Source organism: Gemmatimonadota bacterium, assembly GCA_009838645.1.
GTDB lineage: Bacteria > JAAXHH01 > JAAXHH01 > JAAXHH01 > JAAXHH01 > JAAXHH01.
Window position 1 is genome coordinate 46,835 of the sequence record VXRC01000014.1, and the last position, 23,074, is coordinate 69,908.

Genomic DNA, 23,074 nt, shown 5'->3' on the forward strand with positions numbered 1-23,074 from the left:
TTGTGGAAGCAGGGGTCGTTGCATCGAAATCGTATCCGGGGATGGCCGGCAGCACCCCGTGGTTTCAAGGAGGGCCTTCATGTCTGACCGTGTCGTGCGCCTGACCGAATTATCTGCGCTGGACGAGGCCATCGCCTCATCGACCGAACGTCCCGTCTTCGTTTACAAGCACAGTACAGTCTGCCCGGTGAGCGCCCGGGCCGCCGATCATTACCACGATTTCGCGGACGATTTCGCGGACATGGACACGAACGGAGACGGGGACGGGGACACCGACGAGAACGCGTCCACGCCGCTGTTCACCCAGGTCATGGTCATCGAGAACCGGAATCTCTCCAATGAGATCGAATCCCGCCTGGGTATCAGGCACGAGTCGCCGCAGCTGCTGCTGGTCCGGGACGGGAAAGTGACCTGGCACGCTTCCCATTTTTCCATCACAGGCAAGGACATAAAGAACGCGCTGGAGGACTGAGCCATGTCGAGACGGGCCGTCATAGTCGGCGCGGGGGTGATCGGCCTCAGCACGGCCTACCATCTGGCCCGCAAGTCGTACGGAAGCGTCACGGTCGTCGAGAAGGGACGCGTGGGAGACGGCGCCAGCAGCCGGGCCGCCGGGATCATTACCGGGCTGCTTTGGTCGGAAACCGGCGTCCTGGCCCGCAAGATCAGCCTGACCCGGTTCAGGGAACTGTCCGGGGAACTGGATGGCTACCGGTACCAGGATGTGGGTTGCCTGAACGTGTTCGACGCGGCGAGCTGGCCGGAACGGGAACGGCTGCTGCCCCTGTACGACCGCCTGGGCGTGGAATACACGATCATGAACCAAACCGAGATGGCCGCGGCCTGGCCGGACCTGGCGCTGACCGGTGAGCCGGTCGGGCTTTTCGATCCCCTGGGCGGCTACAGCGAACCGGATCACTACCTCCCGGCCCTGGCGGATGGTTGCCGCGCCCTGGGCGTGGAGATCAGGGAAGGGTGCATGGTCTCCGACTTCATCGTGGATGGGGGACGCATGGCGGGCGTCGTCGCCGATGGAAGGCGCATCGAGGCCGATGCCGTGGTGAGTACGGTTCACGTCTGGACCCTGAAGGTTCTGGAAACCATCGGACTGCAGCTGCCCCTGAAGTCCTTCGTGCACCAGCGTTACGTCACGGTGCCGCTGCCCGCCCCGGTCCGGATCCCGGCGGTCAACGCCAATCCCTACGGGGGATATCTCCGGCCGCATTACGGACAGCGCTTGCTTGCGGGCATCGAGAACCCCGAGGCGCCGGAGTTTCGCGTACCCGGCCGCGATTTCCTGATGTCGACGATTGCCCCGCCGCCCGGGCTTGACGAGGCCGCGCGGGAAAACCTGCTCCCGCTCGTTCCCGTGGCCGGCCGTGCGGGCCGAGTGGGCTCGACCGGACGGACGGGAAGGGGCGATTATACCGGCTGGGAAATCGAGAAGGCGGGCCTGCTGTCCTTCTCCGCGGATGGCGAACCGGTGCTCGGACCCGTTGAGCGCTTCCCGGGGCTGTACGTAGGCGTCGCCTTTCATTCCGGTGGCTTCGCCTACAACCCGGCGGCCGGCGTATTGCTGGCGGGATGCGTCGCGGACGGACGGCCCGAAATCGATATTGGGGATTTTTCGCCGAACCGGTTCGATCCACAAGAGACGGAAGCGTACAACCGGACCCGGATCACCCACGGTGAATACAGCCTGCCGGGGCAATCACGTAGGCATTGACAGCAAGGCGCGTGACCATGGACGCGAAATCGGATTTTCGCTTGAACGCCAGGCAGATCGACGCGTTCCGCCGCGCCCTGCTCGACTGGTACGGCGAGCACCAGCGGGACTTGCCGTGGCGGCGGACCTGTGACCCCTACGCGGTCTGGGTATCTGAAATCATGCTCCAGCAGACGCGGGTAGATCAGGTACGGCCCTACTACGACCGGTTCATGGATCGTTTCCCCACGGTAGAGCACCTCGGCAAGGCCTCGCTCGAGGACGTCCTGAAGGCATGGGAAGGCATGGGGTACTACGCCAGGGCGAGGAACCTGCATCGGGCCGCCCGCCGGGTCGTCGACGAACACGGCGGGCAGATACCCGACGATCCCGCACGGATCTCGGACCTGCCGGGCATCGGGCCCTACACGGCTGCCGCCATATCGAGCATCGCCTTCGGAAGGGATTGTCCGGTCGTCGATGGCAATGTCGTTCGCGTATTGAGCCGCCTGTTCCACCTGACCGATACCCCGGCTTCCTCAGCGGCAAGAAAGAGAATAGACGGCCTCGCCGGGCGACTCCTCGCCAGGGGCCGGGCGGGCAACTTCAACCAGGCCATGATGGAACTGGGGGCCAAGATTTGCACGCCGCGCAAACCCCGTTGCGGTGAATGTCCCGTGAACCCGTTTTGCGAAGCCCGAAAAACGTTGCCGGACCCTGCGGTGCTGCCGCGTAAAAAGCCGCGCCCGCAACGACCTCACCATCGTGTCGTGGCCGGCATCGTGCGCCGGAACGACGAGGTGCTGATCGTCCGGCGGCCGACGGACGGCCTGCTGGGTGGACTATGGGAGTTCCCGGGCGGAATCGTCGGTAAAGGGGTCGATGGGGAAACATTTCTGGCAGAAGAAATGAAAAACACGCTGGGGATCGGCATTCGTGTCGATCGCTCCGTTGCCACCCTGCGACATGCCTTTACCCATTTCGAGATGACGCTGCAGGGCTACAACTGTTCGCATCTTCAAGGGGTAGTCCGCCATCGCGACGGAAACGAATGCCGATGGGTACGGTTCGAAGACCTCGGCCGTTTCGCCTTCCCCAGGGCCTATCGGCGCCTGATCGAAGCCGCGGCAAAGGTCCGAGAAGTCCGGGAGCCTGCCGGTTCCACATAAAGCATAGCGCGCGCCGGACAGGTCCTACCCCATCCGGCGCGGCCTACTACCTGGCGCCACCGCCTTTTCAGCGCCGCTTCACCGAGGATTCGGGACGGGCGGCCGGTTTCCCGGCGACTCCGTTGTTTTCGACCGATTCGTCCTGGTCCGGAGGTGCGAATATCGCACGGACTTTCTCTTCGATCTCTACGGCGAGGTCCCGCTGTTCCCTGAGCAGTTGCCGCACGTTCTCGCGGCCCTGCCCGAGCCTTTCGTCACTATAGGAAAACCAGGTCCCGCTCTTTTCTATGATGCCGTTATTGACCCCGAGTTCGATCAGGTCGCTCTCTTTGGAGATCCCTTCCCCGTAGATGATATCGAACTGCGCCTCGCGGAAGGGCGCCGCCAGCTTGTTCTTCTTTACGGTACCCCGTACCTGGATGCCCGCCGAGGCGTCGTCCCCCTTGATGTTCCCGATCCTGCGCACCTCGATCCGGACCGAGGAATAGAACTTCAGGGCCAGCCCTCCGGTCGTCGTTTCCGGATTGCCGTACATCACCCCGATTTTCTGGCGGATCTGGTTGATGAAGATCAGGCAGGTCCTGGACCGGTTGATCACCGAGGTCAGCTTTCGCAGCGCCTGCGACATCAGGCGGGCCTGCAGGCCGACATGGGAATCACCCATTTCTCCTTCAATTTCCGCCCTCGGAACGAGCGCGGCGACCGAGTCGATGACGATCACGTCCACACCGCCGCTGCGGACCAGGATCTCGGCCACGTCGAGGGCCTGCTCGCCCGTATCCGGCTGATGGATGAGCAGTTTGTCCATGTCCACGCCGAGGGCCCGCGCGTAGCGGATGTCCAGCGCGTGTTCCGCGTCGATGAAGGCGGCCATTCCGCCCAGTTTCTGCGCCTCGGCCACGATATGCTTGGCCAGCGTGGTCTTACCGGAGGACTCGTTTCCGTAGATCTCCACCACGCGCCCACGGGGCACGCCGCCGATGCCCAACGCCAGATCGAGGGTCAGGGATCCCGTGGGTATGGACTCGACGGACAGTTGGGGGTTCTCGTCTCCCATCCTGATGATGGAACCCTTGCCGAACTGCCGCTCTATTTGCGATATGGCGCCGCTCAGCGCCTTCTCCCTTCCCGGATCGTTATCGTTCATGTCCGCGATCTCCCCTTCGTTGATGCATGTGGACGTTTTTTTGGCATACCTGTCCAATATGCCAAACATTTGTGTAGTGTCAAGCGAATTTCGTTTGACTAAATGAAATGGTCGTAAACCGGGTGAGGAATCTTGAGAAAAAGTATTCCCGAACGACCTGGAAGTAAAGTAATTTCGCGCCGATCCGGCCTGTCGTCGCGCGCATGGAAAAAAAGGGAGAGAAAGGGCTTCGAAAGCCGTATATTGTAACTATATACCCCTTTCGCCGCCGCCGGACCAGACGAGTGGAGCGGAGCGTGGAATGAGTGCCTTCAGGACGATAATCTGCCTCGGAGCGGCCGCCTTCTGCCTCCATTGGGCATCATCGGGCTGCGCGGGCGCGGGTGCGCCGAGAACCATTCCCGACGACGCCGACAGCGCGAGCGTGAAAGCATCCGGTCTCGCATTAATGAACGAAGGCGACTACGAAGGCGCCATCGCCTACTACCGCCGGGCGCTGGCCCTGGACCTGACGGATTCCGAGGCCTTCGGAAACCTGAGCGTGGCCTACTACTACCTGGGCAGATACGACGAGGCGTTGCGGGAAGCGCTGCAGGCCGTCGTTCTATCGCCCGACGAAATCAACTGGCGGCTCAACCTCGGCGCGATTTATACCCGCAAAGGGAATCACGAAGGCGCGGCGAGAGCCTATGGCGCGGCCGTCGATATCGCCCGCGGCCTGCCGGAGGCAAACCGCTATCAACTCCGGAACGCCCTGATGGGCCTGGGCCGGTCCAGCGAACTGTCCGGTTCGTACGGCCAGGCCCTGGACGCGTACGAGGAAGCGCTGGTCTTCGCACCCGATGACGTGGCCATGCTGACCGGAGTCGGCAACATATACTACCGCCAGGGACGGCTGGACGAGGCCGAGGCGTGGTATCACCGGACGTTGGCACAGGATTCCACGCACGCCGTGGCCAGGTACAATATGGCGCTGGTCTACTCCAGGACGGGGAGATACGACGAGGCGTTCCGGCTTCTGGCGGACAACCCCGTGTTGGACAGGCGGCTCGAGAGCGCACTGGAAGGCAGTACCGTAAGCGCCGTGGACCGTTCGAAGACCCAGAGCATCGCGGCCTACCGCGCCAGGTTCGGGAAGATGGGCGGCCCCCCGTCTCCCGGCAGCCGGCAGGGACGCCGGCCGCCGCCCTATGTCCATGTGAGGGGGTTGACCTATTACGAACAAGGCGCGTACGTGGAGGCGAAGCAGGCCTTCGAGCAGGCCCTGGCCGAGGACCCCGGGCTTGCGGAGGCGCATCTGTACATCGGAAACATCTTTGCACTGCAGGACCGCCACGCCGAGGCGGTCGAAGCCTATGAAACGGCGATCGCCGTCGACGCGCAGTTCTTCGAAGCCTACAACAACCTGGGCACCATGTATGCCAACATGGACCGGACCGAAGATGCCATGGACGCCTACGGGAAGGCGCTCGCGTTGAACGACCGTTTCTACGACGCCCGTACCAACCTCGGACTGCTGTACGCGGAGGCGGGCAGACTGGACGAAGCGGTCGAGGAATTCAGGAAGGTCATCCGTGCCGAAGTAGGCATCGCCGAGGTCCACAACAACCTCGGCATCGTTTATCTCAGGCAGGGGAAGGATGAAGAGGCCAGCGAACAGTTCAACAGGGCTATCGCGCTTCGAGAGGATTTTCCGGAAGCCTACAACAACCTCGCGCTCTCCTACAGCCGGGACGCCGTCGTGGACGACGTGATCGAAACCTGGCGCGGACTCGCGGCCCGATGGGCGGGCCATGATCCCTCGGCCCGCGTGGGCTTCGACTGGATGCCGCTCCGGCGGGTGGCCGCCCGGTCCTCCGGCGTGGGCGGTGAAGCGCGGTCGGCGTACAGGGACGGAGTCGAAGCCGCCTACGGTTACGATCTCGAGGCCGCGCTCTCACACTTCCGGGCATCCCTTGCGGCGCGGCCGGAATGGAACGCCGCTCGGATGGCCGTGGCTGCCGTGTTGCTAGCCCAGGGGAAGTGGGAGGAGGCGGCGACAACGGTCGAGAAAGCGATTGACCCGGAAACTGCGGATCCACTGCCCAACGCCATCCTGGCCATCGCGAGGGTTTCCGGCGGCGACTTCGAGTCGGCGCTCGAAGCATGGGAGGGCGCGGTACGCCTGGCCGGCGAACCGGACGGTACCGCTCCGTTGGACGCGCTGACGGCGATGCGTACGAAGACCGAAGCCGCGGGACGGGTGTTGCGCGCCCTGGACCAGGCCGTGGCGCTGCGACCGCGGTTTACGACCGCGCATTTCAATGTTGGCCTTGTCAATGATATGCTTCGTCGATACCATCAGGCCATTCGGAGCTACCGGGAAGTCGTCCGCCTCGCCCCGGAACTGGGCGCCGGACATTTCCGCCTGGGTATCTCTTACTTCCGGATCGGCGATTACGAGCAGGCCCGGGATGCGCTGCGTGAGTATATTCGTCTCTCCGCGGACCCCATGCTGCTCCCCCAGGTGGAGACCTTTCTGAACAGATCGGGATAGCCGGCGCCGTTGGATCCCAGGAAGATCATTCTACATGCATATGACGAAAAAAACGCTCGAACAGGTCGTCGGTGAAAGGCCGTTTCCCGAATATGCCGACTGGTGGCCGGTAGGCAGCGCGTTCACCGCGTTCATGTCCGACGCTATCGTCAGCGTATGGAAGGCGCTGGACCCCGACAGCGACGCGCTGAACGAGGTCCGGGAAAGCGCCAAAGGGTACATCCGGACGGTCTACGGCCGGCCGGCCAGGCGGGGGTTGGTGGAAGCCTTCGTTCACCCGGACGGTGAAACGGCGCTGCAGTCGGGCGAATTCGACGCCCTTTCCTATGCGTTCTACAGGTCGGCCTTCCGGCACATCGAAAGACATCCGGATCGTTTCGAGGACGGACTGGAACGGGAACGCCGGCTGTTTACCATCCGGGTGGGCAAGTTGTTTTTCGACCACCTGAATCGTCACCTCGCGCTGGACCTGCCCGAAGGCCTGAACACGCCGGGCCAGCTCGAACAATTGTCCGCCGCCATCGATCGCGTCGGCCGTTTCCTGCACGACCAGGGATATCTCCGCAGTCACTTCGCCTTCCGATTCGATGTGGACGTCGAGCAAGAAGATACGCGAATCATCCAGCATGCCGATGAAGTTGTCTCCCGTCTGCAGAAGGGTCGACTGGCCTACGCGCTGTACGAGATGGGCTATCCCGTCATACTGCCCTCCGCGGTCTACCTCTACCACACGATTGGGGAAGCGCAGCATCATTCCTCCCGAACCATCGAGAACCTGTTCGGCGAAGTAGGATACGACGCCAGGGAGACGGACGACTTCGATCCCATCGGATATCCATCGGAAATGGTGGTGGAACTCTGGGAGATCCGCAGCCTGTGAAGCGCGCCCGGGCGGACCGACCCGGGCGGACCCGCGCCCAAGGGAGGACCCGCGCCCAAGGGAGGACCAGGACCATGAAACCCGCAAATCCCGCCACCCTGGTGGATGTCGGCCGATACCCGCTGGAGGACCTCGACAGTCCCGACGGCCAGGCATTTCTTTCATCCTGCCAATCCGAGCTCGAGGAGCAATCCATTTGCGTACTCGAAGGGTTTTTGGATTCGCATACGGTGGCCGGCATGGTGCGGGAGACCAGCGCTTTGATCCCGCTTGGCTACTACTACGACCGGCCGCGCACCAGCTACGAGGGAAACGACTGCGTCGACCGGACCTGGCCCGCCGGCCATCCCCGGACCGTCGAGCATGTCAACCGCTACCGGCAGGTCCTCAACTACCAGATCCCCAACGACAGTCTCGTGCGCAGCGTATTCCACTGGCCGGCCCTGACCGAATTCGTGCGAAGGGTGCTCGGGTTCGATACCCTTTACACGAGCGCCTGTCCCCATCTCGCCCTGACTTTGCAGATCGCGCACGAGGGCGACAGCAACGGGTGGCACTTCGATTCCAATAACGGCAATATCACGCTGTTGATTCAGGCGCCCGATGCCGGTGGGGCATTCGAATACGTACCGGGCCTCAGAGCGGACTACGACGAACACTACGACGATGTGCGTGCCGTCTTCAAAGCGCCTGGAAAACACGTTCAACGCACGGACATCCGGCCGGGAACGCTGGTGCTGTTCAACGGCAAATACGCCCTGCACCGGGTGTCTCCGGTCGGTCCGACGAAACGGCCCCGGATCATCGCGATCTTCAGCTACGACAAGCGCCCTGACCAGTTGTTCTCCCGCGACTACATCGAGATGGTACGCAGCTTCAGGCAGGACGCGCCCACGGGTTGACCCGCGTCCATCAGGCGTAAACGCTCGTAATACCGCGCAGGCCCGGAGTGCCTGGCCATGGACTTCATAGCACCCTACGTAGTCGCCTTCTCCGACCTGGCATGGTCCTACGTATTCTACCTGGTCATCGGCGGCGGAGCCCTCCTGCTGCTTTATAGCCGCTTCATGCCGTTCCGGTATGTGAAGCACGCCATCGACCTGGTACGCGGCAGATACGATGATCCCGACGACCCCGGCGACGTCTCCCACTTCAAGGCACTGGTCAGCGCCCTCTCCGCTACGATCGGCATGGGGAACATATCCGGCGTGGCCATCGCCATCACCGCGGGAGGCCCGGGCGCGATCTTCTGGATGTGGGTCAGCGCGTTCGTCGGCATGGCGACCAAGTTCTTCACCTGCTCGCTGGCCGTCATGTACCGGGGACGGGACACCGAGAGGCGCATTCAGGGCGGGCCGATGTACGTGATTTCAGAAGGACTGGGGGGCGCCTGGAAACCCCTGGCCGTCTTCTTTGCGGTGGCCGGGGTCATCGGCTGCTTTCCCTTCCTTCAGCCCAATCAGTTGATCCAGATCGTCAGGGACGTCGTATTCGCGCCTTACATGTCTTTCGAAGGCGGCCACTTCAGTTTCGACCTGATCGCCGGTATCATCCTTTCCGTTCTCGTGGCATCCGTGGTATTCGGCGGAATTACCCGCATTGCTGAAGTCGCCTCCCGCGCCGTGCCGTCCATGGTGGTCCTGTACATGGTTTCGACCCTGTGGATTATCCTGTACAACCTGGGCGATGTGCCCCGGTATCTTTCCCTTATCCTGACGGACGCCTTCACCGGATCGGCGGTGGCGGGCGGCGTGGTCGGCACGACCATCATCACCGGAGTCCGCCGCGCGGCCCTTTCGAACGAGGCCGGCATCGGTACGGAAGCGTTGGCCCATGGCGCCGCAAAGACCGGCGAGCCGGTCCGTGAGGGCCTGGTCGCCATGATGGGACCGGTCATCGATACGATGATCGTCTGCACCTGTACCGCGCTCGTGATCCTCATGACCGGCGTTTGGCAGACCACTACGGATTCCGGGGTGACGCTTACCGCGGGCGCCTTCGAAGCCGCCATGCCCGGTTACGGGGCGTTCGTCCTTACCGTATGTGTCTTCTTCTTCGCCGTTACAACGCTGTTGACCTACTCCTACTACGGCGCCAAGTGCCTGAGCTTTCTGATCGGCGCCAGGTATGCGAAACTGTATAACGTGGCCTACGTGGTTCTCGTCGTGGTCGCCTCCGTCGCCTCGATCGACGTGGTGATCAGTTTCGCAGACAGCCTGTTCGCCCTCCTGGCGATTCCGACCATGACTTCCACCCTGCGACTCGCGCCCCGGGTAATGAACGCGTTCCGGAGGTACAGCGACTCCGCATCGCCTGGTGGAACACAGACCGGCCGGCCGTCTCCGGCATAACCATTTGATTCCGAAATAACGGCAGATCCGGCAACTTCCTCGCGATGTTACATTTGTTTGAAAAATCAAACATTTTGTATTTACAACTTCAAAAATAAACGACATATTGTAGTTACCACCCATCCCAAGCCAAATAACCATCTACACGAGGAGGAGGAGTTTTATCGATTCCACCATCCAAGCGTAAGGAGATTCGCCATGATACACCGAAAGTACCTTTCCTGGTTGACCATTGGGCTGTTCGCCCTGGTCTCGACCGATGCCATGGCCCAGCAGGACCAGGAATTGGAAGGCGTCGACTTCGTCGCTGAAGAGGTGACCGTGACCGGATCCCGCATCAGGGGCGAAGCCGCAGAATCAACCGCACCAGTAGTCATCCTCGCCAAGACAGAAATTCAGGAAAAAGGGCTCGCCTCCATAGGCGACGTACTCCAGACCCTCACTGTCCAATCCAACGCCATCAACACCCAGGCCAATAACGGCGGCGACGGATCCACTCGGATCAGCCTCCGCGGACTGGGCTCCACCCGCACCCTCGTGCTGGTCAACGGCCGCCGTTTCGTGCCGGGTGGAACCGGGGCGAATTCGTCCGTCGATCTGAACTCCATACCGGCCTCCGTCATTGATCGGATCGAGGTGCTCAAGGACGGCGCTTCGGCCGTGTACGGTTCCGATGCCATCGGAGGGGTCGTGAACATCATCACGCGATCCGACCTGGAAGGCGTGGAGTTCGAGTACTACCAGGGGGTCTCGGGCGCTGGCGACGGTGACGTCATCGATGCAAGCGTAACCGCCGGACTGCGGAGCGGAAGGGGCAGCATCCTGTTTTCCGCGGGATACCACAACCGCAAGCCCGTCTGGACCGGCGACCGCGATTTCAGCGAGGCGGACAAGAGCTACGACTGGGGGGCGAACGACGGCACCTTCACCACCAGCGGCAGTTCGGCCACGCCCGAAGGAACCATCATCGACCGTCTGAGGCAGGAGGGCAACGCGGCCTGGCAGGCGATCGTGCAAAGAGCTGGTGAGAACGCAGGGTTTTACTTCAACGCTCCATCGGGTGGATGGCGTCCGTTCAACTCCGCCGGAAACTCCCTGGACGGTACGGGCGACCTGTACAACTACCAGCCGGAGAATTACCTGTACACGCCGCAGACCCGGTATTCCGCGTTCCTCAGCGGGAATTACCTGTTCAACGACAACCTTACCGGTTTCTTCGAGGTGTCGTATACCAACCGGCAGTCGGACCAGAAGCTGGCGCCGACCCCGCTGTTCATTATCAGCGAAGGGATCTCGGTATCGGCGGAGAACCAGTACAACGAGTTCGGCCGCGACTTCATCGACGTGCGCCGGCGGTTCGTCGAGGCGAGCAACCGCAACTTCCTGCAGGACCTCGACACCTACCGGATCGTTCTGGGACTGGATCACGAGTTCCGGGGATTTGCCGGGGACCTGGCCTTTACCTATGGGCGCACCAGCGGGACTAATGTCAACGAAGGCCGGTTCATCCGGAGCAATATCGAAATGGCCCTGGGACCCGAATCGGAATGCGTGGGAGGCTGCGTACCCCTGAACCTCTTCGGCGGTCCTGGTACGATCACCGAAGATATGCTGAAGTACATCCAGTATACCGGTATTGCAAGAGGCTATACAACGCAGAGAATACTGCAGTACAACCTGACCGGCGACCTGTACGATCTGCCGGCGGGGCCCCTTGCCGTTGCCGTAGGGGCATCGTCCCGGTGGGAAGCGGGCGGCGCGATTCCCGATCCCATTACCGCGACGGGCAACACCACGGGCAACAAGGAAGAAGCAACCGAGGGCGATTACTCGGTCCGCGCGGTCTACGCCGAGACCAGCATACCGGTTTACCAGAACGACATGGGCGGCCTGGACATTACGGCCGCCGGGCGGCTGTTCGACTACGACACCTTCGGGTCGGATTTCACGTACGAAGCAGGCGCCCGACTCGAACTGCCTCGAGGCCTGGCCCTCCGGTCGACCTTCTCGAAGGCCTTCCGGGCTCCAAGCATCGCCGAAATGTTTCTGGGCCAGAGCGACAGCTTTCCGCTGGTCAGCGATCCCTGCAGTGTCGTGGACGAAGCCGGCAATCCGCGCAACCTGACCTCGCAGCAGATGCGCAATTGCGCGTCCGCGGGGGTCCCCGGGAATTTCGAGGACACCCGGGCGCAGCTCAGGGCCAGAGTCGGCGGATCCACCGATCTCGATCCCGAGCGTGCCAACACGATGACGGCCGGTGTGGTATATCAGCCCGAGTTCATCGACAACCTGGATATCGCGGTCAGTTACTACGCCACCAAGATCGAGGATGAAATCGGCGCACTCGGCGCGGGCCTGATCCTGAGCAATTGCTACTCCCAGGACAACCCGACGGACTGTGACAAGGTCCAGCGTGACGCGAACAACCTGATCACCAATATCTTCTCGACCGCCACCAACATCGGCGAGACGGAAACCAACGGGCTGGACATCGAGCTGAATTACATCGACGACACGCCCCTCGGTCTGCTCTCGGCGCGGGTCGAGTCCAACATGCTCTTCGCCTACGACGTGTACCTGCCCGTTCCGGGCGGTTTCGAGCTGGTCGAAGGCAAGGGTTACTACGACCTGGGCGTGTTCCCGACCTGGCGGCACAACGCCAATGTCGGGCTGAAGTGGGGCCGGACGTCGGCGGGTGTGAGCTGGCAGTACACCGGCGGATTCCAGGAGTGCGAGGACGACGACTGCAAGGGCCTGTACCGCGACGACGTGGATACGACCCCGACGGTCCGGGAGGTGGACGCGAACCACCTCTTCGGCATCCAGGGGTCCTACCGGCTGTTCTCCGGGGCCGGAAGCTCCGTGATCACGGTTGGAATCAACAATGTGTTCGACTCGGCGCCCGCGGTGATCTTCAACGGGTTCCTGGGCACGTCGGACGCTTCGACGTACGACTACCTGGGCAGGTACATGTACATCAGGCTGTCCCACTACCTGTAGGCTGAACGTACGGTAAACAGACGGGTCCCGGTATTGATCGACGGACGTACACGAATATGGCTGTTGGCGGCGTGTTTATTCGTGGCGCCCACCAGTACCGGGATCCTCGCCCAGGACGCGGACGACCCGGACTCCGTCCGAATCGAATACGTCTTCGACGAACTGACGGTGACCGGGTCCAGGATCCGGGGCGAGGCGGAAGGTTCGACGGCCCCGGTGGTCATCCTGGCTCGCGAGGCGATCCGGTCCAGGGGGCTCGCCTCCGTGGGCGACGTCCTCCAGTCGCTCACAGTCCAATCCAACGCCACCAACACCCAGGCGAACTACCAGGGCGACGGGGCCACCCGCATCAGCCTCCGCGGACTCGGCGCCCACAGGACACTGGTCCTGGTCAATGGCCGCAGATTCGTGCCCGGCGGCCTCGGCGCGGACGCCGCGGTCGATCTCAATGCCCTCCCTTCCACTGTAATCGAACGGATTGAAGTACTCAAGGACGGCGCCTCCGCGGTCTACGGTTCCGACGCCGTGGGCGGGGTCGTCAACGTCATCACGCGGTCGGACCTGGACGGCGTGGAATTCGAGGCCTACCAGGGCGTATCGGGCGCGGGGGACGGCGCGGCCATAGACCTGGCTTTTTCCGCGGGGCTTGAAAGAGACCAGAGCAACATCCTGTTCTCCGCCGGATACCACGACCAGCGACCGGTCTGGACCTACGAACGAGATTTCAGCGAATCCGACAAGAGCTACAACTGGGGCAGGAACGACGGATCCTTCACGACGAGCGGCAGCTCGGCGACGCCGGAAGGCCATATCGTAGACCGGTCGGGCGCGGCGGGGAACGACGCCTGGAAGGCCGTCAACACGGCGGCGGGCGACGAGGCCGGCGACTACTTCCTCGATCCGTCCATGGGCTGGCGGCCCTTCAATTACGCGGGAAATTCGCTGGACGGTACCGGCGACCTCTACAACTACCAGCCCGAAAACTACATCTTCACGCCACAAAAACGGTATACCACGTTCCTCGGCGGCACGCACCGGTTGAGCGACCGGCTGCGGCCGTTCTTCGAGGTGGTGTACACCAACCGGCAGTCCGAACAGAAGCTCGCGCCGACACCCCTCTTTACCATCGAAGAAGGCACCCCGATCTCGGCGGACAACCGCTACAATGCCTTCGGGCGGGACTTCGTGGACGTGCGGCGCCGCTTCGTGGAGGCCGGCAACCGGATCTTCAACCAGGACCTCAGCACGTTCCGCATCGTACTGGGCCTCAGGAGCCGCCTCGCAAGCTTCGACTCGGACGTCTTCTATGCCTTCGGGCGCACCTCCGGAACCACAGTCAACCGGGGCCGGTTCATCCGGAGCAATCTCGCGAGAGCGCTGGGTCCGGACGAGGAATGCACGGGGAACTGCGTCCCCCTCGATATCCTGCACGGCGCCGGGACCATCACGCCCGAGATGCTGGCCTACATCCAGTACACCGGCGTCGCCCGGGGCTACACGCAGCAGAAGATCCTGCAGTGGAACCTGACGGGCGACCTGGCGGAGTTCACGCACGGACCGCTGTCCGTGGCCGCGGGCGTGTCGTCGCGCTGGGAGTCCGGCGCCTATACGCCCGACCCCATTACGGCTTCGGGCAACACGACGGGGTTTCGAACCGAAGCGACCGTAGGAGGCTTTTCGGTCCGCGCCCTGTACGGCGAGACCCGGCTGCCGGTTTACCACGGGAACGGCATCGGGTTTCACCTGAACGCGGCGGGAAGAGTGTTTCACTACGATACCTTCGGCGCCGGGCTGACCTATGAAACCGGAGCCGGCGTGGAATTTCCCCTGGGCCTGACGCTACGGGCCACCTACTCCGCCGCCTTCCGGGCCCCCGGCATCGCCGAGATGTTCCTCGGTGCGAACGACGTGTTTCCCCTGGTGAGCGATCCCTGCAGCGCGGTGGACGAAGCGGGCAACCCCAGGGAACTTACCTCGCAGCAGCGGCGGAACTGCGCCGCCGCGGGCATCCCGTCCGGGTTCAGGGACACCCGTGCCCAGCTGCGAGCACGGGAGGGCGGGTCGACCGACCTCGAACCGGAGCGCGCGGGGATGATTACGGCGGGCATGCGCTACCGCCCCGGTTTCGCACCGGACCTCCAGCTCGACCTGAACTACTACCGGAACCGGATCGAGGACGAGATCGGATCCCTCCCCGCAGGCGTCATCCTGAGCAATTGCTACTCGCAGGACAACCCCACCAGTTGCGGCCAGATCGTCCGGGACACCGATACGAAGCTGATCTCCCACATCGTGCAGACCAATACCAACGTCGGCGAGACCGAGACCGCCGGATTGGACCTGGAGGCCGCATACAGCGGAAACACCTCCTGGGGCATCCTGTCGGCGCGGCTGGAAGCCAACCTTCTGTTCCAGTACGACCAGTTCATTCCCGCGGCCGGCGGCACGGAAGTGATCAAGGCCAGGGGATACTACGACGTGGGCGTGTTCCCCCGGTGGCGTCACAGCGCCGCGCTGGACCTCAAGTGGCGGCGCGCCTCGGCGGGGCTCACGTGGGAGTACGTCGGTGGTTTCGTGGAGTGCGAGGACAACGACTGCAAGGGCCTGTACCGGTCTGACGTCGTCGAGACGCCGGCCTACCGGGACGTGGAGTCCAACAGCGTGCTCGGCCTTCGTGGAACGTACAGGCTGTTTACCGGGGCGGGCGGTACCGTGCTGACCCTGGGGATGAATAACGTATTCAACCAACCGCCCGCGGTGATCTTCAACGGGCTGCTGGGGACCTCGGATTTCTCCACCTACGATTACATGGGCCGGTATCTGTTCTTGCGGGTGTCGCACTTTCTGTGAGTGGCGGGCATGCTGGTCGGTTTCAGCTTCCGGCCTGTCTGATTCCCAGGGTTTCAGTTCTTCTTGTCATCGTCAGAACGGTCTGAGTCCGTAGCATCCTGCCGATCTTCTTTGCCGGCGTCATCGGAATCGTCCCCGCCGGTCTCGTCCCCGCCGGTCTCGTCCCCGCCGGTCTCGTCCGTTTCCACCCTTTCCTGATCTCTCGCGTCGCTATCCGCGGGGTCGCCATCGCCTTTGCGGTCGTCACGGTCAGGCTTGTCAGCGCCATCCTCGTCAGCCTTGTCCTCCGGCTCCTCCGAGTACCCCATCTCCACATCGTAGTCGTAGATGAACTCGTCGTCATCGGGCCAGTAGCCTCGGCCGGTGCGCTGCTCGCCGGCCGGGGTCGACGAATCCCGGGGAAGGGTCGGGGTATCGGGTTCGCCGGTGGTCAGCGCGGGCCGCTCCCCGTCACCTTCATCACCGCCGCCGCCTTCTCCGCCACCGTCACCGTTGTCATCCCCCTCCTCCTCTTCTTCCGCCTCTTCGGCTTTCCTGCGACTGCGGCCGATCAGCGCGGCGATCCCCATGCTGATGAAATACAGCACCACCAGCGGAATCGCCACGAGGGTCTGTGTGTAGGGATCGCCCGTGGGCGTTATGACGGCGGCGGCGATGAATATGACGACCAGGGCAATGCGCCACACGCGTTTGAGCACGCCGGCGTTCAGGATGCGAAGCCAGGTCAGGAAGGCCACCACGGCCGGCATCTGGAACACGACGCCCATGATGAGTACCATCTTGTTTACGAGTCCGATATAGAACCCGATGTCCCACTGGGGCTTTATGTCCGGTACATGGAGCTGCACGAAAAACCGTACCATGACCGGGATCAGGACGTAGAAAGCGAAGGCCGCGCCGACGAGGAACAGCACGCAGCAAAAGAAGATGACGAGGGGAACGTACTTCTTCTCCTTGTCGAGCAGGCCGGGGGATATGAATGTCCAGAGCTGGTAGAGGACGTAGGGCAGCACGAGGGCGAATCCCAGCAGCAGCGAGATGTTCACCCTGGCCGTGAACATGCCGGCCGGCCGGATGGCCTGAATCTCGATCTCGGTCTTGAGGTTTTCCTGGAAGGTCGGCGAAAGCAGGAAATTGATGATGTAGTCGGCAAAGGTGAAGCAGAGAACCATGCCGACCAGGATGGCGAGGACGGACTTCAGTATGGCCCTGCGAAGCTCTTCGAGATGTTCCAGGAAGGACATCTCGCCGCTGCGGCCTCTCGCTGGGGACATGACGGTTCCTCTCGCCGGTAGAAACTTCCGAACAACGGGCGGTAAGTAAGCCCGGACCGTGGTCCCTGTCAAGCAAATCCCCCGTATCCTCCGCCTCCAATGGCCTTGACGAAAGCGGGTTCCAAACTTAGTTTAGTCGAGTCGTTTCAGAGGATTCCGCAGAGGTTGCGGCGGGTTGCCGACCATGGATTCCGTCAGGTCACGACCCGCCGCCGGGAGCCGTCGAAGCATGGACGACAACGGGTTGGTTAGAGGCGTCATTTTGACCGCGGATCGCGATGGAGCCGGGCCTTCCGCATGGGATGGCTGCCCGGACCTGCTCCTTCCCCTGGCCAACAAGCCGCTTGTCGAACGGATGCTGTCGCAGTACGCACGGGCCGGGGTCCGGGAAACGCTGATCGCGGCCGGCCGGGACACCGCAGAGATCGCGGCGTTTTGCGGCGACGGCGCGCGGTGGGGCATGTCCCTGGCCTACCAGGATGCTCGGAACGCTCGGGATGCCCGGGACGCACGGGATGTAACGGCCGGACAGGGTCTGTGTCGGCTTATCGGTGAAGTGGCGGCGTTTGCGAAAGATGCGCCGTTTCTGATATCTACAGGTCCGCTGTTGCTGGAATCCGAGGTTTACGCGCAACTGGTTCGGTCGTACCGAGAGCACCGCCCATGTGGGATCCGTGCGGGGCGAAACGCCGGCCACACCTCCGGCACGTCGCGTGATGCCGCTGAGCATACCCGTATCTATTTGATGACGCCCCGGACCCGCGAAGTCCTGGAAAATGTAGACACCCTGGACCATACACTGAACACCCTGTTTGACGCGGCGCTGGATGAACTCGCCGGCCGCGGCGAAACCGTGCTGTATCTGGACGCCGGCCATCCGACATTCGACGTGCGATCGCCCGAGGCGTACCTGGCATCGAATGAACGGCTGCTTGCCTCAAGTCCGGAAAGCACGATGTCGGCATTGCCGGAGATCATGGACGACAACTTCTCGTCTCCGAACCTCGTGATGCGACCACCGGTGATCGTCGACGACACGGCCGAACTCGAACGTTGCCGCATCGGCCCCGGCGTCAGTATCGGCCCCGGCGTTCGAATCGGACACGGCGCGGCCATCGAACACAGCGTGATCATGGCGGACGCCGATGTCGGCGACGGCGCGACGATCTCCTATGCGGTCATCGGCAAAGACGCCGGCATCGAGAACCGGGCCATCCTGCATGGCAGCGCGGACCGTGTGATCGTCGTCCGGTCCGATTAGATCGAACGCGCGTTCCAGGCCCGCACCATGGGCTGGAACCCGGCGAACGCACGCTCACACTGCTCACACGCATAACCAAGTTACCCACATAACCATGTCCCATCTCACCATAGGCACGGCCGGCCACGTCGACCACGGCAAGAGCGCCCTGGTGGAAGCGCTGACCGGCGTTCATCCCGATCGACTCAAGGAGGAACGGGACCGGGGCATGACGATCGACCTCGGTTTCGCCTTCATGTCCCTGAGCGACGGGCGGGAAGTCCCCATCGTCGACGTACCGGGCCACGAACGTTTCCTCAAGACCATGGTCGCCGGGGTGAGCGGCATACATCTCGTCCTCTTCGTCGTGGCCGCCGACGAGGGCGTCATGCCCCAGACCGTCGAACACCTGGGCACGGTGAGATACATGGGGGTCGACGCGGGCATCGTCGTCCTGACGAAATGCGACCTGGTCGACGAAGAGTGGCTGATGCTCGTGGAGGACGACGTGAAGTCGCTCGTGACCGGCTCGTTCCTGGAGGACGCGCCGGTCGTCCGTGTTTCGTCGGTAACGGGCCAGGGGATCGGCCGGCTGAAGGAGATCATCGAAGACCGGCTGGCCGGACTGTCGGTCGAAGACGACGCGGGATACTTCCGCATGCCCGTGGACCGGGTGTTCAGCATGAAGGGCTTCGGAACGGTCATCGCCGGTACCGTCCTGTCGGGAAGTCTCTCGCGGGACTCGGACGCGGAATTGCTTCCGGCCGGGACGCCACTCCGGATCAGGGGCATGCAGACCCACAACGACACTGTGGACCGTGCCGTCAAAGGCCAACGGGTCGCACTGAACGTCTCGAATGTCAGAACAACCGACATTCAGCGGGGCGATGAGCTGGGCGCGCCCGGTTACCTGCTTCCGACCCTGATGACCGATGCCACGGTGCAGTGCCTGGAGTCTCTGGAAGAGCCGCTGAAGAACCGGCAGCGCGTTCGCCTGCACAAGGGCACGAGCGAGACCATCGGCAGGCTGATCCTGCTCGACCGGGACGAACTCGCCCCGGGCGAGACGGGTTACGTGCAGCTTCGCCTGGAGAAACCCATCGTGGCCGAACGTAATGAGCTCTTCATCATCCGGGGTTTTTCATCCATGCGTCTGCTCGGCGGAGGCCGGTTCGTGGAGGTCTATCCCCAGAAGAATCGCCGGTTCCGCCGGTCCGTACTGGACTACCTGGAAGCGGTGACCGGCGCGGAACCGGATGTCCTGATTGAACGGGTCATGGGGCACGCACACGGCGCACAGCAACTCAAGTCCATGGAGGACCTCGTTCGATTCACGAACCTGAATGCCGAAGTGCTGGAACATAGCCTGACACGGCTGGTGGAAAAGGGCGAACTCGTCCGGTTCCCGGACCACAGGTATCTGCACCGGGAAGGATACGCAGGCCTGAAGGACGAACTGGTCAAACTGCTCGAAAAGATGCACCGCACCCAACGGCTGAAGCATACGCTGCCCAAGGACGCCCCGAGGCTGCAGTTGTCCTGGGAACCTCCCGACACCGTCTATGACGGGTTGCTCAACGACCTCGACGCGGAAGGCCGGATCGTGCTGTCTAGCCGGTCGGTCCGGCTGGCCACCCACACGGTCAAGCTGAACGCCCGGGAAAAACGCATACTCGAGGCGTTCGAGGAACTGGGCGAGGCCGAACCTCCCGCTGTCTTCAACATGAACGATCTGCCGCAGGTCATGGCAGATCGGTCGATAATTGTGAAGGAATTACAGGTTGATCCGGACGCGGATATGATTAGGAGCATGGCCGGGTATGCCCTGGACCAGGAGATCTTCGTCGAGTTCGCGGACCGGCAGATCATGCATCACCATGCCCTCGAGTCGGTCAGGCGGCGCCTGGTGGCCTACCTGGAATCCCTCGGCACCGTGCGTGCGTCCGAGTTCCGCAGCCACCTGGGTATTTCCAGGGCGCACGCCACCGCGTTGCTGGACTACTACTGCGACCTGGGCGTCACCAACCGGGAGTCCGGCACGCACAGGCTGGCGCAAGGGGACTGAAAAAGAATACAGAAGCAACACACAGGGGAGTGTATGGGTTGCTGGTGCACCTCACGGACTTCAAATCCGATGGCGGGCCCTAAACAGGTCCGTGGTGGGTTCGATTCCCACACGCTCCCCCCAGAATCCGCATCACGATTGATATAAGTTGAATACCGAACCTCCGCCGGCTGCACCTACCTCGATTTACTCGCCGCCGCCTTCTCCTCCGTTATGGGTATCCACCGCGAACCGGGACGCTCGTGTCAACGGTCTTCCCAGTGTTGTTCCGGGTGGTACTTGATGGTGAAAACTACCGTTGTAGCGGAAAGATTGTGAATATAACTTAAAGTTTTGTGAATTTAATATGATGATCTGTTCATATCGTGTAGATTCAATGTGATCATCAGGTCAGGACCAGGATGGTCGTATTCGGCTGGCCGCGGGCGATGCCGGTTCAGCCGATCGGCAGTGCGACTTCGAAGAACGTGCATACAGAGGAGCAGATCAATGCCGAACGCTGACAGGTTAGAGGAAAGTAACAGGAAGTTGCAGCAGCAGCTTTCAAAACTGAGCGAGGTCAGCCTGCGCATCAGCGAAAGCCTTGACGTCAACACGGTCCTGCAGGAGGTCGTCGCGGGAGCCTGCGCGCTGACCGGTGCAAGGATGGGCGGTATCACCATGATCGACGAATCCGGACAGTTACTGGACTTCGTCGCCCATGGCCTGAGTGAACGTGAGCATCGCGAACTGTTGGATCTGCCGCGCGGGGCCGAAATCTGGGAGTACTTGAAAGGCGTTTCGCAGCCGCTCCGGTTAAAGAACATGTCTGCTCACTTCGACTCGCTCGGCCTGGCCAGTCATCCGGTGATGGATCGTGCGCTTCTGGGCGTGCCGATTCGCCACCAGGGCTCCCAGGTAGGCTTCTTCTACCTGCTCGACAAGGAATCCGGGCAGCAGTTCACCTCGGAAGACGAGCGGATCATTTCAATGTTCATTTCCCAGGCCGGCGCGGCGATAACAAACGCCAAGAAGCACCGTGATGAACAACAGGCCAGAGCAGACCTGGAGGCACTGATCGACACCTCACCCGTCGGCGTCGTCGTGTTCGACGCGCGAACCGGAAAGGCCGTGTCGTTCAATCAGGAGTCGCGCCGAATCGTCGGCGACCTGGAGACCCCGGGAGTGTCGATTGTGGATCTGCTAGATGTGATCAACGTGAAGCGTGCGGATGGGCGTGAAATCGAACTGGAGGAATACACGCTGGTTCGGCTGCTGCGCGAGGCGACAACCGTTCGCGCCGAGGAAATCGTACTTGAGGTCCCCGATGGCAGAAAAGTCACGACGCTGATCAACGCCACGCCCATCGTATCGGAGCAGGGCGAGGTACAGTCGGTCGTAATCACCATGCAGGATATGACGCCGCTGGAAGACCTGGAACGCCAACGGGCCGAGTTTCTGAGCACGGTGAGCCACGAAATGAGGGCTCCGCTTGCATCCATCAAGGGTTGCGCGGCCACGGCCCTCGGAAACGCTTCCGTACTTCAGCCAGCGGTATCTCAACAGTTTTTTCGAATCATCGACGCGCAGGTCGACAATCTGAGCGAGTTGATCGGCAATCTGATGGACGCGGCGCAGATCGAGACGGGTTCGCTCTCCGTATCTCCTGAGCCGGCGAACCTGGCGGTCATCGTGGACCAGGCCAGAAGCGCGTACCTCAGCAGTGAGCATCGCCAGACCGTCCAGATCGACCTGCCGCCGGATCTTCCGAGAGTGCGGGCGGACCAGCAGCGGGTCGTACAGGTGCTGTGCAATCTCCTGTCCAATGCCGCGCGTCACTCGCCCGACTCGTCCACCATTACCGTGCAGGCCGAGCTGAAGGACTACCAGGTGGAGGTGTCGGTAGTTGACGAAGGCAGGGGCATTCCCGCGGAACGGCTTCCTCACCTGTTCAGGAAGTACGCCCGGAGCGGCCGCGACGAAGCGGGATTGGGATCGGGCCTGGGCCTGTCCATCTGCAAGGGGCTGGTGGAAGCTCATGGAGGGCGCATCTGGGCCGAGAGCGAGGGGATGGGGCTCGGAACGCGGTTTACTTTCACGATACCCGCGGCCGAAGAGGTCCCGGCGAGTGCCGCGGCCGCACCGGACGGCAGGCTTGCCGATTCCTCACCCTCCGGTGGTCAACATCCGAGCATACTCGTCGTGGATGACGACCCGCAGGCATTGGGATATATCAGGGGTATTCTGGTGAACGCGGGTTACAATCCTATACTGACCGGAGAGCCCGAACAAGTCGAAAACCTGGTCAACGACCGGCAGCCGGATCTTGTCTTGCTCGATCTGCTGTTGCCCGGTACCGACGGTATCGAATTGATGCAGAACGTGACGGCGCTGTCGGAGCGTCCGGTGATCTTCCTGTCGGCGTACGGCAGGGACGAGACGATCGCCAAGGCGCTGGAGATCGGTGCGGCGGATTACGTGGTAAAACCGTTCTCGCCGACGGAACTGATCGCTCGGATCCAGGCCGCGCTGCGCAAGAACGCCGGACCGCCCGCACCATTTCAGGTTGACGATCTGGTCATCGACTATGATGATCGAAGGGTTGTCCTGGAGGGCAGGCCGTTGATCCTGACGGCCACCGAGTACGACGTGATCCGGGTTCTTTCGACCCGTGCCGGCAAGGTGGTCAGCTACGACCAGCTCCTGAGGAACGTCTGGCAGTCGCGCAATTCAGGAGACCTGAGGGTTGTGCGGTCCATCGTCAAGAATCTCAGACGCAAACTGGGTGACGAAGCAGGTAACCCCCGGTACATCTTTACCGAATCCCGCGTCGGTTACCGGATGGCCAAACCCGAGCAGGAACAGAACAAGGAGTAAC

14 protein-coding genes and 1 tRNA gene are annotated in these 23,074 nt (G+C 62.4%); 13 read left to right on the plus strand and 2 right to left on the minus strand.

The annotated features are described in order from the left end of the window. Positions 1-79 precede the first annotated feature (79 nt). The 3 genes from F4Y38_04390 (at position 80) to mutY (ending at position 2,874) form a co-directional block, all read left to right on the plus strand. Positions 80-472 (plus strand): thioredoxin family protein, encoded by a 393-nt coding sequence (locus F4Y38_04390; GenBank protein ID MXY48525.1) that lies wholly within the window; start codon positions 80-82, stop codon positions 470-472. Between the two features lie 3 nt (positions 473-475). Beyond that, the gene (locus F4Y38_04395) at positions 476-1,726 is read left to right on the plus strand and encodes an FAD-binding oxidoreductase (GenBank protein ID MXY48526.1); all 1,251 of its coding nucleotides are present in this window, start codon (positions 476-478) and stop codon (positions 1,724-1,726) included. Between the two features lie 77 nt (positions 1,727-1,803). Further along, positions 1,804-2,874 carry an A/G-specific adenine glycosylase gene (mutY, locus tag F4Y38_04400; protein MXY48527.1) on the plus strand — a complete coding sequence of 357 codons (1,071 nt, stop codon included), beginning with the start codon at positions 1,804-1,806 and terminating at the stop codon, positions 2,872-2,874. Between the two features lie 67 nt (positions 2,875-2,941). Here the strand turns inward: mutY and recA are convergent, their stop codons facing one another. After that, on the minus strand, positions 2,942-4,021 hold the full coding sequence (gene recA / locus F4Y38_04405; protein ID MXY48528.1) for a recombinase RecA: 1,080 nt from the start codon (positions 4,019-4,021) through the stop codon (positions 2,942-2,944). Between the two features lie 301 nt (positions 4,022-4,322). Between recA and F4Y38_04410 the strand changes: the two genes are divergently transcribed. The 6 genes from F4Y38_04410 to F4Y38_04435 all read left to right on the plus strand — a co-directional run bounded on the left by F4Y38_04410 (position 4,323) and on the right by F4Y38_04435 (position 15,638). Then, positions 4,323-6,557, plus strand: coding sequence for a tetratricopeptide repeat protein (locus F4Y38_04410; protein ID MXY48529.1), 2,235 nt, complete (start codon positions 4,323-4,325; stop codon positions 6,555-6,557). A 34-nt stretch (positions 6,558-6,591) separates the two neighbouring features. Next, positions 6,592-7,437: a hypothetical protein gene (locus tag F4Y38_04415; protein MXY48530.1), complete on the plus strand. Its 846-nt coding sequence runs from the start codon at positions 6,592-6,594 to the stop codon at positions 7,435-7,437. A gap of 74 nt (positions 7,438-7,511) precedes the next feature. Beyond that, positions 7,512-8,339 (plus strand): phytanoyl-CoA dioxygenase family protein, encoded by an 828-nt coding sequence (locus F4Y38_04420; protein ID MXY48531.1) that lies wholly within the window; start codon positions 7,512-7,514, stop codon positions 8,337-8,339. Positions 8,340-8,396: 57 nt separating this feature from the next. Continuing rightward, positions 8,397-9,788 (plus strand): alanine:cation symporter family protein, encoded by a 1,392-nt coding sequence (locus F4Y38_04425; protein ID MXY48532.1) that lies wholly within the window; start codon positions 8,397-8,399, stop codon positions 9,786-9,788. A 198-nt stretch (positions 9,789-9,986) separates the two neighbouring features. Further along, on the plus strand, positions 9,987-12,788 hold the full coding sequence (locus tag F4Y38_04430; protein ID MXY48533.1) for a TonB-dependent receptor plug domain-containing protein: 2,802 nt from the start codon (positions 9,987-9,989) through the stop codon (positions 12,786-12,788). Between the two features lie 33 nt (positions 12,789-12,821). Further along, entirely contained in the window at positions 12,822-15,638 is a 2,817-nt protein-coding gene (locus F4Y38_04435; GenBank protein ID MXY48534.1) for a TonB-dependent receptor, read from the plus strand. Positions 15,639-15,691: 53 nt separating this feature from the next. On the opposite strand, the gene tatC is transcribed toward F4Y38_04435, so the two are convergent. Continuing rightward, positions 15,692-16,912: a twin-arginine translocase subunit TatC gene (gene tatC, locus F4Y38_04440; protein MXY48535.1), complete on the minus strand. Its 1,221-nt coding sequence runs from the start codon at positions 16,910-16,912 to the stop codon at positions 15,692-15,694. A gap of 184 nt (positions 16,913-17,096) precedes the next feature. On the opposite strand from tatC, the gene F4Y38_04445 reads away from it, so the two are divergent. From F4Y38_04445 to F4Y38_04460, 4 genes are all read left to right on the plus strand, one after another. Then, on the plus strand, positions 17,097-18,173 hold the full coding sequence (locus tag F4Y38_04445) for an NDP-sugar synthase (GenBank protein MXY48536.1): 1,077 nt from the start codon (positions 17,097-17,099) through the stop codon (positions 18,171-18,173). A 94-nt stretch (positions 18,174-18,267) separates the two neighbouring features. Next, positions 18,268-20,217 carry a selenocysteine-specific translation elongation factor gene (selB, locus tag F4Y38_04450; GenBank protein MXY48537.1) on the plus strand — a complete coding sequence of 650 codons (1,950 nt, stop codon included), beginning with the start codon at positions 18,268-18,270 and terminating at the stop codon, positions 20,215-20,217. Between the two features lie 25 nt (positions 20,218-20,242). Next, a tRNA-Sec gene (locus tag F4Y38_04455) sits at positions 20,243-20,340 on the plus strand. A gap of 366 nt (positions 20,341-20,706) precedes the next feature. Beyond that, positions 20,707-23,073 carry a response regulator gene (locus F4Y38_04460; protein ID MXY48538.1) on the plus strand — a complete coding sequence of 789 codons (2,367 nt, stop codon included), beginning with the start codon at positions 20,707-20,709 and terminating at the stop codon, positions 23,071-23,073. Position 23,074: the final 1 nt, after the last annotated feature.